This window comes from Helicobacter pylori (genome assembly GCF_030323545.1).
Taxonomy (GTDB): Bacteria; Campylobacterota; Campylobacteria; order Campylobacterales; family Helicobacteraceae; genus Helicobacter; species Helicobacter pylori_CO.
Map to the genome: position 1 here is coordinate 511,307 of NZ_CP122954.1, position 16,698 is coordinate 528,004.

The 16,698-nt window shown below is 39.4% G+C and carries 13 protein-coding genes; all 13 read right to left on the reverse strand.

Annotated features, from left to right (window positions below; genetic code table 11):
• Positions 1 to 131: 131 nt before the first annotated feature.
• The gene (gene cheW / locus QAP06_RS02535) at positions 132 to 629 is read right to left on the reverse strand and encodes a chemotaxis protein CheW (RefSeq protein WP_000070766.1); all 498 of its coding nucleotides are present in this window, start codon (positions 627 to 629) and stop codon (positions 132 to 134) included.
• Complete coding sequence (gene cheAY2 / locus QAP06_RS02540) at positions 626 to 3,022, reverse strand: chemotaxis histidine kinase/response regulator CheAY2 (protein ID WP_286466273.1); 2,397 nt, start codon at positions 3,020 to 3,022, stop codon at positions 626 to 628. Before cheAY2 ends, cheW begins: the two co-directional genes overlap by 4 nt.
• Positions 3,023 to 3,078: 56 nt before the next feature.
• The gene (gene cheV3 / locus QAP06_RS02545; RefSeq protein ID WP_231175916.1) at positions 3,079 to 4,017 is read right to left on the reverse strand and encodes a chemotaxis protein CheV3; all 939 of its coding nucleotides are present in this window, start codon (positions 4,015 to 4,017) and stop codon (positions 3,079 to 3,081) included.
• 3 nt (positions 4,018 to 4,020) lie between these two features.
• Positions 4,021 to 4,779 carry a UDP-2,3-diacylglucosamine diphosphatase gene (locus QAP06_RS02550; protein ID WP_286466278.1) on the reverse strand — a complete coding sequence of 253 codons (759 nt, stop codon included), beginning with the start codon at positions 4,777 to 4,779 and terminating at the stop codon, positions 4,021 to 4,023.
• Position 4,780: 1 nt separating this feature from the next.
• Positions 4,781 to 5,449, reverse strand: a complete 669-nt coding sequence (locus QAP06_RS02555) for a YggS family pyridoxal phosphate-dependent enzyme (RefSeq protein WP_286466280.1) — start codon at positions 5,447 to 5,449, stop codon at positions 4,781 to 4,783.
• 22 nt (positions 5,450 to 5,471) lie between these two features.
• Positions 5,472 to 7,322, reverse strand: a complete 1,851-nt coding sequence (locus tag QAP06_RS02560; RefSeq protein ID WP_286466282.1) for a menaquinone biosynthesis decarboxylase — start codon at positions 7,320 to 7,322, stop codon at positions 5,472 to 5,474.
• A gap of 9 nt (positions 7,323 to 7,331) precedes the next feature.
• On the reverse strand, positions 7,332 to 8,906 hold the full coding sequence (serA, locus tag QAP06_RS02565; protein WP_286466285.1) for a phosphoglycerate dehydrogenase: 1,575 nt from the start codon (positions 8,904 to 8,906) through the stop codon (positions 7,332 to 7,334).
• A gap of 15 nt (positions 8,907 to 8,921) precedes the next feature.
• The gene (locus QAP06_RS02570) at positions 8,922 to 9,470 is read right to left on the reverse strand and encodes a hypothetical protein (RefSeq protein ID WP_286466287.1); all 549 of its coding nucleotides are present in this window, start codon (positions 9,468 to 9,470) and stop codon (positions 8,922 to 8,924) included.
• Positions 9,471 to 9,498: 28 nt separating this feature from the next.
• Entirely contained in the window at positions 9,499 to 11,157 is a 1,659-nt protein-coding gene (locus QAP06_RS02575; RefSeq protein ID WP_286466289.1) for a 30S ribosomal protein S1, read from the reverse strand.
• 120 nt (positions 11,158 to 11,277) lie between these two features.
• Positions 11,278 to 12,102, reverse strand: a complete 825-nt coding sequence (locus QAP06_RS02580) for a 4-hydroxy-3-methylbut-2-enyl diphosphate reductase (RefSeq protein WP_000403560.1) — start codon at positions 12,100 to 12,102, stop codon at positions 11,278 to 11,280.
• Complete coding sequence (gene aroA / locus QAP06_RS02585) at positions 12,092 to 13,381, reverse strand: 3-phosphoshikimate 1-carboxyvinyltransferase (RefSeq protein WP_286466292.1); 1,290 nt, start codon at positions 13,379 to 13,381, stop codon at positions 12,092 to 12,094. Before aroA ends, QAP06_RS02580 begins: the two co-directional genes overlap by 11 nt.
• A 15-nt stretch (positions 13,382 to 13,396) precedes the next feature.
• A complete protein-coding gene (gene pheT / locus QAP06_RS02590) occupies positions 13,397 to 15,691 on the reverse strand; it encodes a phenylalanine--tRNA ligase subunit beta (RefSeq protein ID WP_286466294.1) in 2,295 nt (764 codons plus the stop codon).
• On the reverse strand, positions 15,691 to 16,677 hold the full coding sequence (gene pheS / locus QAP06_RS02595) for a phenylalanine--tRNA ligase subunit alpha (RefSeq protein ID WP_286466299.1): 987 nt from the start codon (positions 16,675 to 16,677) through the stop codon (positions 15,691 to 15,693). Before pheS ends, pheT begins: the two co-directional genes overlap by 1 nt.
• Between the last annotated feature and the right edge of the window lie 21 nt (positions 16,678 to 16,698).

Sequence of the window (16,698 nt, forward strand, 5' to 3'; positions counted from 1 at the left end):
TCACGCTATTTTTAAAAGAAAAGATTAAAAAAGACTCTATTTTCAATCAAACATTATCGCTTGATTTTAATCAAGCTTTTAATGGAATAAATCTTTCACAAAACCCATAAGGGTTTGATAGAAAAAGGTTTTTAGAAGTCTTTTTTTAAGATTTCTTCCACTCTTAAAATGGTTACGAGTCTGTCGTTTTGTTTCCCAATGCCATAAGTTAGATTATTGTTATCGCTCAAAGTTTCTGGAACCGGATCAATATCCGTTTGTTTGATGCGAATGGCTTCAGTTAAGCGATCAATGAAAAACCCAGCAATCTGATCGTTATGGCGCACCACCAAATAACGAGTGTCTTTATTTTGCTTTTCAGCTTTCAAGCCAAATTTTAAACGCAAACTGATCAACGGAAAGACATTACCCCTTAAATTGAACACGCCAAGCACATAGTTTGGGGTTTCAGGGACTCGCGTGTAACCAATGGGTTTGACGATCTCTAAAATATTCAAAATAGGAATGGCGTATTCTTCATCGCCAATAATAAAACCGATGAATTGCAAAATTTCTTCATTGTCTTCTTGTTTAGAGCCTGCACTAGCTTCTTTTTGTCTTTCAAATAAATCTTTTAATTGGTTGCTCACGATTGGTCTCCTTCTAATTTAATGCTGCGCTTCACCACGGTGGTTAAATATTCACCGCTATAAGGTTTGGTGATGTATTCAGTCATGCCGGATTCAACGCCGCGCATTCTATCGGTTTTAGTCACCCGACTGGTTACTGCAATCAAAGGCAGGTTTTTGAATTTATTGTATTTACGCACTTCAGAAGCGAAAGTGTAGCCGTCCATTTTAGGCATTTCAATATCCACTAAAATAGCGTCCGGAATCTTATCGCCATTTTTAAGCATTTCTAAGCCTTCTAACCCGTTAGTGGCTTCTAAAAGCGTGATGCCTAATGGTTTTAAACATTTGCGGATAATCGCTCTATCCGTGCTGCTGTCATCAATCGCTAAGACAATATAATCGCTAGGAGAATTTTTGCTCTTGGTGTTTTCGGATTCATTCATCAAGGTAGTGATATTGACCTTGATGCTTTTTGCCATATCCATCATCGCTCCCACATCTACAATAAGAGTGATTTTCCCATCGCCTCTCACCGTAGCGCCAGCAATGCCTCTAGTGTTTTTAAGGTAGTAACCTAAAGACTTGATGACCACTTCTTCTTGACCGATTAAATAATCCACGATCACGCCAATTTTTTGATCGGCCAAGCCAATGATGACCACATACACATCTGAGTTGGATTCCAAAATGGCATCCACTTTAAAAATATCAGAAAGGCGCACCAAAGAAAGCACCTCATCTCTCAAACGCAACACGCTTTTGCCATCAACGGTGTAAATTTCGTCCTGGCTGATGCGCACGGTTTCTAATACTGAAGAAAGCGGGATAGCGTAATATTCTTCTTGAACGCCCACGAGTAAAGCTTGAATGATAGCTAGAGTGAGAGGGATTTTAAGCTTTTGAGTCGTGCCTACCCCCACTTCTGAATCAATTTCAATGATCCCATTGAGCTTTTCAATATTGGTTTTCACCACATCCATGCCAACGCCTCTGCCTGAAACATTGGAAACGACTTTTGCGGTAGAAAAGCCTGGCTTGAAAATGAGGTTAAACGCTTCCCTATCGCTCATGCCTTCAGCGTCTCTTTCGCTAATCACCCCTTTTTCAATCGCTTTTTCTTTAAGCATCACAGGGTCTAATCCCTTGCCATCATCAGAGATTTTAATCACAATGTGGTTACCCTCATTATACGCGCTCAATTGCACTTTACCGGTTTCAGGCTTGTTAAGCCTTCTTCTTTCTTCTAGAGGCTCAATCCCATGATCGCATGAGTTGCGGATAATGTGGATGAGCGGATCGCCAATCTCTTCTACAATGGATTTGTCTAATTCGGTTTCTTCGCCCTCAATGATCAATTCAATGCTCTTGCCTAATTCCCGGCTCAAATCCCTTACCATGCGAGGGAATTTATTGAACACTTTGCCCACTGGTTGCATCCTGGTTTTCATCACCGCAAGTTGCAAGTCTGTCGTTACCGCTGAAATAGAAGAAACCACCTGGTTTAATTCCTCTAAAAACTTTTCCCCATCATAGCGTTCTTCCACATCGCTATAAATCCTGATCAAGCGATTTTTGCCCAACACAAGCTCACCGATTAAATTCATTAAGTGATCCAAGCGGCGCACATCCACCCTAACGGTTTGCTCCACGCCAATAGAGGGGGCTTTATTTTCTTCAGTATCCGCTTTAGCCTTAGCTTTAGTTTCGGTTTTGGGGGTTTCTTTTGTTGGGGTAACTTCTTGTTTGGGTTTGGCTTCTTGTTTTTTTTGGGCTCTTCGTTCTTTATCGGCTTCTTGGCGCTTGTTGAGTAGCCGTTCAATTTCCGCTTCCACTTCTTCAGCGCTCATGTTAGTATAATCCAAATCCGGCTCATCGGCTAGCGGGTTATCGCTCGCGGGGTTTTCTGCAGTAGGGGTTTTTGCCTTGTTTTCTTTATTTTCTTCTTTCACTTCTTTTTTCACTTCTTCTTTGGAAACTTCTTTAGTTCCTGAAGTTTCTTTAGTGCCATCTAAATTTTGGCTTGTAATAGCTTGAAGCTGTTTGACCGCTTCTTCAATCTCGTTTTCCTTGCCGTTATTAGCATCAGAGCCGGTATCTCTAATCGTTACGAGTAAAGTTTTCATCAAATCAATGGAGCGCAACACGACATCCATAATATCAGGCGTGATTTTGATTTCGCCCTTTCTGGCGCGATTCAGGACATCTTCCATGTTGTGCGTGAGGTGCGTGAGAATGTTGAGATTCAAAAACGAGCTAGAGCCTTTAATAGTATGAGCGACTCTAAAAATGCGATTGAGCAAGTCCAAATCCTCAGGGTTATGCTCCAACTCCACTAAATCCTGATCCAACTGCTCGTTCATTTCAAAGGCTTCAATCAAGAAGTCCTCCATTATTTCTTGCAAATCATCCATTTAAAACCCCTTTTTAGCGTTTGAGATAAGAGTATTTTACAATTTTATAAAAAGAATTACGCATTCTTGTCTAAAATCTTAGAAATTTCTTCGGTGAATTTCTCTGCGTCAAACTTGACTAAATACGCTACAGCCCCCATTTCTTTAGCCCTTTCAGCGCTGTAATTATCGCAAATAGAAGAATTAAAAATCACAGGAATATAGGCAAACCTAGGGTCTTTTTGGAGCTTGAATAAGAAATGATAGCCATCCATTTTAGGCATTTCAACATCTGAAATAATGAATTTCAAATGTTTCCTCAAATCGTCCCCGTATTTTTTGAACAACATTTCTAATTTGTTCAGCCCGTCTTCCCCATCCACAGCTTCAGTGATGCTAAAACCCAATTTACTCAAATGGTTTTTTAAGGTTTTTCTCGCCGTTCTGCTATCGTCTAAAAACAACACTTCGCCTTCAAAACGCTCTTTATTAGGGGTATCTTTAGTGTTTTTGGCGTCTTCATTAAGTTTTAAATCGTCTAAAATGCTTTCTAAATCCAAAATGAGCAAGGTTTTGTCGTTTTCAATGCGGGTCGTGCCGGTGATATTTTCTTTATTGATGCTATTAGAGGCGCTAAAGGATGCAGGCTCCACATCTTTCCAGCTAATGCGCCTGATACGCCTAGCCGAATGGACTAAAAAGCCCAATTTGACATTATTAAATTCCGTGATAATGACGATTTTTTCGTTTTCCTTGCTTTTATCTGGGACAATCCCTATCCATTTAGCCAAGTCTATAAGCGGAATGATCGTGGAGCGCAAATCAAACACGCCGATAATGTAATCCAAATTCGTGGGGTATTCAAAAAGGGTGGGCATGGGGATGATTTCTTGGACTTTAGCCACATTAATGCCATAAATCCCCTCATAAGGGACGCCCTCTTGCATGCCATAAATACGAAAATCCACGAGTTCTATCTCACTTAGTTTTAAATCGTTAGCTGTTTTTTCTGCCATGATTTAGGCGTCCTTATTTTGAGATGGTTCTAAAACGCTTGATGATACCTTAAAAAGGCTTTGTTCGTAATAAAAGGAGGGCAGTGGGCAATAAATAGGCGCATTCAAGGGGATTTTTGCACCGCTTTTGAGGTGAAAATGCCCCTCTATAATGCCGTCAATGTTACCAATGTTAAGATTTTTAATGTAGTTTTGATAGGCTTTTAGGCGCTTTTCAATAAAGGCTTTTAATTCTTTTGGATCTAATTCCCAAAGGCGGATGGGTTTTTGATAAATGAGTTTTTTAAAAAGAGGGTATAAGGTTTTAAAACTTAATAAATTTAAAAAAGTTAAAAAAAATCTAGCCCAAGTGGAAGTGAGTTGCGTGATGTAAAATTCATACGCTTTAGTGGTGAATAAATCCCCATGGGCTAGTAAAAAGCGTTTGTTATCATGTTGGAATAATACGGGCTGGTTTTGGCGCTCAAAAACCACCACTTTAGAATTGAATACAAAACGCATGGAAAAATCATGGTTGCCTTCAAAGTAAAAGACTTGTGAAATTTCGCTTAAAGCATGGATTAAACCAATGATTTTTTGCTGCTCTTTGTCTAGGGGTAAATAGCCCACAAGAACATGGAAAATATCGCCCATGAAAAAGACTTGTGGGGGTTTGGCGCGTAAAAGTTCTTTAAGCGTATTGATTAAATGAGGGCTTTTAGGCAAAAAATGCGCATCAGAGATAAAAACAGCCCCGCTTTTAAGTGCATAAGATTCTAGCATCTTACTCTTTGAACAAAAAAGAGCCAATCCTCAAAAGATTCGCCCCACAAGCAATCGCTAATTCAAAATCATCACTCATGCCCATTGAAAGAATACTCGCGTTCTTTAATCGGTCAAAAAGCTTTTTGGTGGTGGTAAAGGATTTCTCAATCTCCTTTTCATCATCAACATGAGCGCCTATACACATAAGCCCCTTAAGTTTGAGATGCTTGCAAGTTTCACTGATTTGAGAATAAATTTCTAGCGTTTCTTCAGGCACCACCCCGTTTTTACTTTCCTCATACGCGCTATTAACCTGTAAAAGAGCGTTTAGATTGACGCCCAATACTTCGCAACGCTTTTCTATCTTCAAAGCGAGTTTTAAAGAGTCTAAAGAATGCAAAAGAGCGGGTTTTAAATTCAAAAGCGCATTGATTTTATTCTCTTGTAAAGAGCCTATCATGTGCCATTCAAGGGGTAAATGCTCTAAAGAGCGCATTTTAGTTTTTAAATCTTGAACTCTATTTTCTCCAAAAGCCCTTTGAGAGCAGTTGTAGTAATGTTGGATAGCTTCTAAGGAAGCGTTTTTTGAAACAGCCACGATTTTGACAATATGGTGCCTTGAATAGGCGATGCGAGCCTTTTCTATTTTGGTGATGAGAGTATCAATCCTTTGGCGGTAATCTAACATAATTCTTCTTTATGGCTATTCTTTATAGATCTTCTTTGTGCGTGCTGAAAGAATGCGTGAGATGGAATTTTTGATTTAAAGTTTCAAAATCTTTTAAAAGCCCTTTCTTTTTCAAATTTTCTATGACTTCCATGGAGCAATTGGTTTCGGTGGGCCATTCTCTAAAATGTTTATCCATAACGCCCTTATTGGTAGCGTCTATAAAAAAACAATGTTTAGAGGTGAGAATATCACGCTTAGCGTCAATATTATTAACGATGCGCCATAACAGCATGTAAGGGTTGTTTAAATCGTTGCTGATATGCTCTACAAAGATGACAATGCGTAAATGCTCTTCAAAACCGAGCAAGTTTTTAGCCAATTCAATGACGCTTTTATCTTTCTTTTCCACGCTAATGAAGCAAATGGGGTTACGGGTGTGCGGGTAGTATTGCTTCAAAAGAACGATATTGGGCATTTTATCTTGTAAAAGCGCTAGTAGGGCGTTATCGTTTAAAAGCGTGGGGTAGGGGGTATTGCTTTTAGAGGTCGCATCAATACCGAGTTTCCCCCCCATAGCGTATTCAGGGCTTGCATGATCTAAAGCGTCGCATATGCCTTGAGAGATGAGAATTTTTTCTTTAGAAAAATTTTCTAATATATACTCAATGATAGCGTTGGTGTCTCTTAGATTGGGAGCGTCTTCATTGACAAAAATCGCATGTTTGACAAAACTCATCTGCCCCACACCCCAAAAAGCATGCATGACTTGCTTGGCATGAGCGTTATAGCGCGTGTGTATTTTGGCTAAAATCAAATTATGAAACACCCCATTTTCTGGCATATAATAATCTATAAGATTGGGGGCGTTCATTTGGAGTAAGGGTAAGAACAAGCGTTCAGTCAAATACCCCATGTATTTGTCTTCTAAAGGGGGTTTGCCCACCACAGTGGCTAAGTAAATGGAATCTTTTTTATAGCTAATGGTTTTGACTTCTAAAACAGGGTAAGGCTCAATGGGGGTATAATAGCCAGTGTGATCCCCAAAAGGCCCTTCAAGCTCTAATTTTTCGCAATCCACAAACCCTTCTATCACAATATCGCAATCTTTTGGCACGCTCAAAGGATTGCTCAAGCATGGCATTACGCACGCTTTTTTTCCTCTCATAAACCCATAGAGCATGAGTTCATAAATCCCATAAGGTAAGGGGGCTGTCGCGCACCATGTGTAGAGCAAATCCCCACCAATAGCGATACTGACGGGCATTTTGACTTTAGCCTTAGCGTATTCGTGGAAAAAGAGTTGGGAGTCTTTATGGATTTGCCAATGCAAGCCTAAATGGTTTTTATCATAAACTTGCAAACGATACATGCCCAAATTCTTTTTTTTATGATCCAAGCTTTGGGTATAGACTTGCCCCATAGTGATAAAAGCCCCGCCATCTTTTTCCCAAGTTTTTAAAACGGGCAGATCCCACAAATTGACTTCTTTATCTTGCTTGATAATGAGATCTTTAGGGCGAGTGGTTTTTTTAGGGAAAATGTGTCTTAAATCCCATAAATCTTTTAAGACTTTCAAACCCTCAGTGAAATTTTTAGGAGCACTAAAGTGCAAGAACGCTTGCATGCGTTGTTGCAGGCTTTCTATGGGGGTTTTTAACAAAAGATCCAGGCGTTTGAAAGAGCCAAAAGCGTTCATTAAAACCGGCATGTCAAAGGTTTTGATCTGGCCATGTTCTTTTCTTATGGGTTGCGTGAATAAAAGGGCTTTGCCCCCATTAGGTTTTTTCGCTTCTATATAGGCTAGATGAGCGATTTCCAAATCCACTTCAAGGGGGGTGTCAATGATTTCTAATTCATCATGTTTTTTTAAAAGCTTTAGAAAATCTCGCATCCAACTACCTTAAATAACCACATAATGAACGCTTAAGCATGCAGGAATATTTTTAAGCTCTTCTAAAACTTCCAAAGAAACTTCTTCATCTACAATAATGAGTGCTAGGGCTTCTTTTTGCGTGTTACGCCCCAAACGAAAATCAGCGATGTTAATGCCATGCCTAGCGAACGCATTCCCCACACTCCCAATAACGCCTGGAATATCTGTATTCCTAAATAGAAGCATTTTACCTTTTGGCTCTATATCAATATGAAACCCATCAATCTCAGTGAGTTTTAAAATATATTCTTCAAACACCGTGCCGCTCACGCTGATTGAACCATTAGCCGCATTTAGAGTTAAAGAGAGCATGTTTTTATAGGGCGAAGCGCTTTCTTTAAGACTAACCTTAATCTCAATGCCTCTTTCTTTGGCCACAAAGGGGGCGTTAATGTAATTGATTTTATCCCCTACAACAGGTTTTAACACCCCCACTAACGCAAAGGCTACAAGGGCGTCTTTGAATTGGTTGATCTCCCCACAAAGACTAAGCTCAATTTTTTGGCACACGCCCTTATGGATTTGACTGGAAAAATAACCCAATTTTTGCGCTAAATTCAAGTAGGCTTTCGCGCTTGCATCAAAAGCTTGCATGGGTAAATTCAAAGCATGCGGGTGGCTTGAACCCCTTAAAGATTCCATAACCCCTTGAGCGGCTTGTTTGGAAATTTCTTCTTGGGATTCTAAAGTGTTCGCGCCAATATGGGGGGTCGCATAAACATTGGGCAAGTCTAAGAGCTTGTTGTGAATGCCAGGCTCTTTAGAAAAGACATCAATGCCAAGCCAACGCACTTTTTTGGTTTCTAAAGCTTCATAAAGAGCGTCTTCATTATAAAGCCCCCCTCTAGCGCAATTGATCAAAATAACCCCTTTTTTCATGCGTTCGATCTCTTTAGCGCCTATCATGTTAATGGTTTCTTTGTTTTTAGGGGTGTGGATAGTGATCATATCGCATTGCAAAATGTCTTCAAAATTTTTTGTGTAAATGACCCCTAAATCAGTGGCTTTTGAAGAAGGGATATAAGGATCATAGGCTAGAACCTCCATTTCAAAGGCTTTAGCCCTAATGCCCACCCTAGAGCCAATATTCCCAAAACCAATGATGCCTAGCTTTTTATTTTTCAATTCCGTGCCATACCAATCTTCTCTTTTCCATAACCTTTGGTGTTTGATTTGATCGTTCGCGCAAGGGAACGAACGCACCGCATTGATCAAATGCGCCATGGTCAATTCCACGGCGGCAATCGTGTTAGCGGTAGGGATATTCATCACTACAATGCCTTTTTGAGAGCAGCTTTCTAAATCAATATTATCCACTCCCACGCCCGCTCTCACGATGGATTTTAAATTAGTTAAGGGTTTTAAAAAATCGCTTGTGATAGGGGTCATGCTACGCGTGATGAGCGCATCCATGGGAGTGAGTTTTTCTAAAAGCTCATTTTTGGGGCATTTGGAATAATCATGCAAGACAATGTCTTTTTGAGCTTCTAAAATTTGAATGCCTTTAGCATGGATGGGGTCGCAAATGGCTACTTGATACATTTTTATCCTTTGAATTTAAAAAACAGCATGATAGCGTATTTTATAATAGTCTAAATCAGCTAAAAAGCGTTCTTTTTTGTTTTTATCTAAATAGATGATGAGGTTAGGTTGGTTTTTGGTGTTATCGTAAGCGTAATCAATTTGTTCTTTCTTAAGGATTTCTTTTAAGCACCACCATTGATAGTCCTTTAAATCCTTAATGATAAGCTTTGAATATTCCCTTTTTTTTTCTTCAAAAGGGATTTCAAAATGATGCTCTATAACAGGGTAATTGATAACTTCTTGCACATCAAGGTTTTGAGAAAGGGCGTTATTGCGATCTTCTTCGTTATGAGAGGCTTTTTCATTATGAGAGGTTTCATCAGGGCTATTTTCTTCTAGGTTGATGTCATGGTTTTTTGCGTCTGTTTGAGAGTAGCTTTTATTTGTTTGAGAGATCGCATTTGTTTGAGAGATCGCATGAGAAGTAGCGGGCATTTCTTTTTTAACGCTTAAAAACAAATAGGCTAAAACGCCAAGAGCGACAGCTAGGGAAATAAAAGCAACAACACTCTTAAATCTCATGCTATTCTTATGTTTTTAAAATCGCTCTTTAGAGTTTTTCTTTAAGAATATCCCCTAAAGTCATTTTATCATCGCTCGTGTTAAAAGCTTGCAATTCTTCTTTTTCTTTTTTGCGCTCTAACCTATACACAGAAGCACGCACCTTGTTGTTAGATTTTTCAATCGCAACCACCACGCATGTGATTTCTTGCCCTATTTTGATTTCATCTTTTTTCAAGGGGTTCAAATCTTCATTTTTGATGAGCACATCAATGCCATCAGCATTAATGAATACGCCAAAATCCTTAATACTCACCACTTTGCCTTGAATCACGCTATCTGTTTTATGCTTTTGAGCGAATTCTTCTGTAGGGGAAGTAACTAGGTGTTTCGCGCTCAAAGAAATCTTTTTATCTTTTTTGTTGATTTTAAGGATTTTCACTTTGATCACATCGCCAATTTTATAGTGGTCTTTGCATTTTTTATCTTTATCCCAAAAAGCGTCGTGATTGTGGAGCAAACCATCCACCCCACCCAGATTCAAAAACGCCCCAAAATCCGTTAAAGTCGCTACTTTGCCTTCTAAAACATCCCCCACTTGGTGTTTGGATTCAAAAACATCAAAAGGCTTGTTAGTGAGTTGCTTTAAAGAAACCCTTAAACGGCGATTTTTTGGATCAATGTCAATGATCTTCACATCAATCTCTTGCCCCACGCTCAAATACTTGCTAGGGTGGCTGACATTTTTATCCCAAGAGATTTCAGAAACATGCAAAAAGCCTTCAATATCATTACCAATATCCACAAACGCCCCATAATTTTCAATATTGCTCACCACCACCTTAATGGCGTATCCGGGTTTTAGCTTGTCTTGGATCTCTTCCCATGGGTCTTCTATGGTCGCTTTTATGGAGAGTGAAAGGCGTCTTTTTTCTTCATCATAAGCGATGGCTTTGACACAGACTTCATCGCCCTCTTTGTAGTATTTTTCAGGGTTTACCGGTCCTTTATGGCTGATTTCAGAATAATGGACTAAGCCCTCAACCCCCTTAACTTCTACAAAAATACCAAAAGGGGTGATCTGGCGCACAACTCCTAACACCGGCTCTGTAGCTTCTAACAATTCTTTAGAAACTTCAAGCTGTCGTTTGTCATTGACTTCAAAGAATCGTTTGCGAGAAATATTGATAGAATGGTTTTCCTTATCCACACGAATGATGCACGCTTTAATGCGTTTGCCGATATGGTTTGCGTCATTCTTTAAAGAAGAGTGCGAGCGGGAGAGAAAATACTCCACGCCTTGAGACTCCACGATATAGCCCCCTTTATTCTTGCCTACAATCTTGCCTTCAATAATGGCGTTTTCATAGTTTTCGCCTAATTCTTCAATTTTCGCTTGAATCTTTTGTTGGGAAATGGCCTTTTTGTAGGAAACGCTAGGATGTTCACCTTTTTCGGACACATGCACGATAATGGGGTCATTTTTTTGATACAGCAACTGCCCCTTTTCATCGGTGATCTCGCTCAAAGCCAAACGACCTTCTGTCTTACCGCCCACGCTCACCATGGCATAACCATCATTCTCATTGATGGAAACGATTAGCCCTTCTTTGATAGTGCCTTTTTCTAGGGTTTCTTCTTTTTTTAAGAGTTCTGCGAAGTTTTCCTCCTCGTCATTAAAGTTCTGATCATCTGGTATCTTGCTCATTGACTGCCTTACTATAAAATAAATATAAAATCCTTAGGGGTATTGTATCCTTTTTTGGCTTACAAAATCGTTTAAAAACTAACAATCAGCGGTTTTTTTAAAGAAAATTTTCAAAATGTGTTAAATCGTGCTGATTTTTTGCTTGACATTTTCTATAATCCAATCCGGCGTGGAAGCCCCAGCGGTAATCCCGCACAATTTTTTATCCTTAAACCACGCTAACTCTAATTCGTTTTCATCTTCTACCAAGTAGCTGTCTTCACAATGCTGTTTGGCGATGCTTAAGAGCTGTTTGGTGTTTGAAGAAGTTTTACCGCCCACGACTATCATAATATCCACTTCCTTACTCAAATCCAAAGCGGCTTTTTGGTTGTAAGAAGTAGCGTTACAAATCGTGTTAAAAATACGCACTTCAGTGCATCTTTCCACCAAATAAGAAGCGATTTGCAAGAGTTTTGGGGTTTGCTTGGTGGTTTGAGAAACTAAAGCCACTTTCCGTTGGAGCTTTTTTTCTTGCAATTCTTCTAAAGAATTGATGACTAAAGCCTGGTTAGTGGCATAGCTGATCACGCCCTTGACTTCAGGGTGGTTAATATCCCCAAAAAGCACGATTTGATACCCTTCTTTGCTCATGGATTCCACAATTTGCTGGGGTTTGATCACATACGGACAAGTCGCATCAGTGATTTTGACCCCCTTATTTTTCAAGTATTCTAAATCCTGCTTAGGAATGCCATGGGTTCTTATGATCACGCTCTTATTTTTAGGGATTTTTTTAGGGTCTTCTTCAATTTTCACATTGAAGTTTTTTTCCAAACGATTGATTTCTTTAGCGTTATGAATGAGCGAGCCAAAAATCAAGCTGTTTTGATTTTTTTCAGCGATTTGTATCGCTCTTTTGACGCCAAAACAAAAACCATAATCCTTAGCCATTTTAATTTCCATTGAGACTCCCTTTTTTGAATAGATTGAGTAAGCGTTTGAATTGCGGGAAAGAAATGTTTGCGCATTCTAAATTATCAATTTCTAAAGGCAATGCTAAAGTTAAAATAGCGAAACTCATCGCAATCCTGTGATCGTTAAAGCTTTGGATAAGGGGGGGTTTTTTTTGAGAAAGGCGCTGTTTTAATTGAGTTATATCTTCTAATCCCTCTATGTAAAATCCGTCTTCAAACTCTTCGCACTCAATCCCTAAAGCTTTGAAATTAGAAACAACCGCTTTAATCCTATCGCTTTCTTTAGATCGTAAATCTTTAGCGTTTTTGACCATGCTTTTGCCTTTTGCAAAAAGCATAGCGATACTTAAAGCAGGGATTTCATCAATAAGGCTGGCGATATTTTGATCAATATTAATCGCTTTTAAAGAGGCATGCTCTATATAAATATCGCCAATCATTTCTAAATCTTTGGATTGAAACGCATACTCTATGGAAGCGCCCATTTTTTTCAACGCTTCAAAAGCTTCTATGCGGGTGGGGTTGAGCAAGACATTTTTTAAAAGAAGGCGGCTTTTTGGCGTAATCGCACAAGCGAGAGCGAAAAAAAACGCGCTAGACGGATCATTAGCTATGGTAAAATCAAAGGCTTCTAGGGGTTTTTCTAGGGGTGAAATCATTAAAACGCCGTCTTGATTTTGAATATCAGCTCCCAAACTTTTAAGCATGATTTCTGTGTGGTTACGGCTAAGCTCATTTTCTTTATAGGCGCTTGTGCCTTGAGCTTGTAAGGCGCTTAAAATAAAAGCGCTTTTGACTTGAGCTGAAGCGATAGGGCTTTCATAATGGCAAGCTTTTAAGGAACTCCCTAAGATCACTAAGGGGGCGAAATGGTTATCCTCTCTCCCTAAAATTTTTGCTCCAAAAGCTTTCAAAGGCTCAATGATTCTTTTCATGGGGCGTGCGTTTAAGGAATTGTCCCCGCTTAAAACAAAAAGGCCTTTTTGAGCGCTTAAAAGCCCGCTGTATAAACGCATACTGGTGCCAGAATTGTTGCAATTTAAAATCTTGTTAGGCTCTTTTATAGTTGTTGGGGGTGTGATTTTAAAAGAATTTTTTGCGGTATTTTCCACTTTAGCCCCTAAATTTTGAGCGATTTCTAAAGAGCTTAAACAATCTTCTCCCATTAAAAAATTCCGCACGAAACAAGGCTTTTGAGCGAGCAAGCTAAAAATAACGGCTCTGTGCGAGAGCGATTTATCGCTAGCGTTAATGTCAAGCTCTATCACATGTTATCCTTTATATTATCCCTTAAGGCGAGCGTTAAATTCTTTTTCTAAAATTTCAAGCGCTTTTTGCACGGCTGAATTGACCTCTTCATCATTTAGGGTTTTTTCTAAAGAATGGATCACGCAACGCACGCTTAAGGCTATGGAATTATGGCTTTCTTTAAAAATATCAAGGGGTAGAATCTCGCTTAAATTAGGGATTTGAGCGTCTTCTAGGGCTTTTTTAATCCTGCTAAAAGCGGTATTCTCATCAATGATTAGAGTCAAATCCCTCACACTGCTAGGGTAAATGCTAAAGGGTTTTAATAGCATGGCGGGGCGTTTGAGTTTAAAAGCGTCTATCTCAGCATAATAGCTTTCAAACAAATCCAATTCCTGGATCACTTTAGGGTGGATTTTAGCGATTACGCCTATAATTTCATTATTTTGAATGATTTTAGCGCTCTGGTAGGGGTGGTTAATGGGGGTTTGAGCGGTTAGTTTTTCCAAGTTGAAATCCCCTATAACTTTTGAAACGCATTCGGCAAAAGAGTAAAAATCCCAAGCCTTGCCCTTAGCATCAGGGTAGCTTTCTTTTTTTTGTAAGCCGCTCGCTAAAAAGCCTAGTTTTTGGATCTCTTCTCTTTTAGAGTTATACACGCTCCCCTTTTCATAAAGGGCTATGCTTTTAAACCCTAAATTTTTATTCCTTAAACTAGCGTCTAAAAGCCCGCAAACAAGGCTCGTTCTTAAGGTGTTTAACTCCGTTGTGATAGGGTTTTGCAATTCTAGGGGATCTTCTAAAACTTCAAAGCCTAGTTTTTGCTGTTTTTCTTTAGAATAAAACACATAATGAATGACTTCTTTAAAACCGCAAGCGAGAGCCTTGTGTTTAAGGTTTTCAAAAAAGCGGTGCGTGTCATAATGGGGGTTTGAATTTTTGTTACTGACGCTATCAAGGGGCTTTGAAATCAAATGATCAATCCCTACAAAGCGTAAGATTTCTTCAGCAATATCTTGGATCGTTTGAATGTCATGCCTGAAATTTGGTGCCACAACCTCTAAAATTTGGGGTTTTGAGTTTGGCTCTTTTATGCTAACCTTAAAGCCTAAACTTTTTAAAATGCCTTGAATTTTTTCTTCCTCTACAGCAAGCCCCAAAATTTCGGTAATGTCTTCAAGTTTGAATTTAAGGGCGCGATCTTTTAAAGAATGTTCGGTTTGTTTGCTTTCTAAAACCGTCGCTTTCAAATGAGCACTTAAAAAATTCAAGCCGTCTGATAAATTAGGGTTGCTCCCCCTAGCGCTTCTATAAATAAGGGCATTGTCTTTTTGAAGCGTTTTATCTTTTAGAATGTGTAATTTTAAAGACAGGCTTACAGGATCAATATAGCTCGCTTCTAAAAGCAAATGCCCGCTCAAATCTTTTTGATCTTGATGTTTTATAGCGATAGTGGAGCGTTTTTGATGGTTGATATAAACGCTTTCAAGGTTATTTTCATCGTTTTTCACGCTCAAATCAATAGGGGTTGCATTCAGGCTATAAGCGTTCATTATTACCCCACTAAAATGCACGCTAAATTCTATGAAATTGTTTAGATCGTTCTCGCTTAAGGCGTTATTGTGAGCGAGCGAAAGTTTGACATTTAAAGGGGTTTTTAAAGAATGGTTGCAAACCAAATAATAAGCCAGATGCGATTCAATATTTTCGCCCGCACTAAGCGTGATCAAATCGCTTTTTGGCGTAAAATTTAAAGCCTTAATAGGTTTTAGGGGCGTGTGATAAAACGCACTAACCTCTCTGGCAATCCCTAAAACGCTCAAGCAATCCCCACGATTGGGGGTTAATGAAATCTCTAAAACATGCGTGTTGAAAGGGGCGTATTCATTTAATTCTTTCCCCAAAACCAACTCCCCAACACTCTCATCTAATTCCAAGATGCCATCATTGATTTTAGGGAAGCCCAATTCAGCGCTAGAGCAAATCATGCCACAGCTTTCAACCCCCCTAAGCTCAGTTTTAGCGATGGTTGTTGAGCCGATTAGCGCCCCATTTAAAGCGACTGGCACGAATTGGTTTGGTGCGACATTTTTAGCCCCACACACGATTGGCAACACTTCTTTGCCAATATCCACTTGACACACGCTGAGTTTTTCGGCGTTTTTATGGGGGGCTTTTTCTAAAACCTTACCCACAACCACATTTTTAGGGGCGATACAAGGGATACAGCTTTCCACTTCTAAGCCTAAGCGGCTCAAATTCTCACAGAGTTTGGCTACATCTTTAGGCGCATCTACAAAAACGCTTAAATCATTGACACTCAGTTTCATTAAAAGCTCTCCAACACCCTCAAATCAGTTTCAAAAAAACTGCGCAAATCATTGATTTGGCAAGTCAGCATAGCCAATCTTTCAATCCCCATGCCAAAAGCAAACCCGCTCATATTCTCATACCCTATGGCTTCAAACACCGCATTATTGACCATGCCGCAACCCAACACTTCTAGCCAGCCTGTGTGCGAGCAAACCCTACAGCCTTCTTGCTTGCAAAACACGCAACTAATATCCACTTCAGCGCTTGGCTCTGTGAAAGGGAAAAAGCTAGAGCGCCATCTTAATTTCACGCCACCAAAGAAATAATGCAAAAAGTCTTCGATCACGCCTTTTAAATGTGTGAAACGGATATTCCCTTTTTGATCCACGACAAGCCCTTCAATTTGATGGAACATGGGCGTGTGGGTCAAGTCATAATCGCACCTAAAGGTTTCGCCTAAACAAATCATCTTAATGGGTGGGGTTTGTTCTTGCATGGTGTGGATTTGCACGGGCGAAGTGTGGGTCCTTAAAAGCTTGTGATCTTTAAAATAGAAAGTGTCTTGCATGTCTCTTGCAGGATGGTAAGGAGGCAAGTTTAAAGCGCTGAAATTATGGAAATCATCTTCCACTAAAGAGCCGATTTCAAGCTTGTATCCTAATGGGGTGAAAAATTCAATGATTTTATTTTTAGTATAATTCAAAGGGTGAGAAGAGCTTGTTTTGATAGCGTTAAACAAGCTCACATCAATTTTTTCTTTTTTCAAGCGTTCTTCTAATTCAAGCTCTATAATAGCCTTTTTTTTCAATTCAAAGGCTCTTTCAAACGCTTGCTTATAATGGTGGATTTCTTTGGCAAAGGCGTTTTTTTCTTCGCCGTTCAGATTTTTGAGTTGGTTGAATTTATCCGCAAAAACCCCTTTTTTACCCAAAGCATTCAAGCGCACTTCTTCTAACTCTTTGCTATTAGTAACCTTTTCTAATCGCTCTATTAAGGTGTGCAATAACGATCCTTATATTTTATT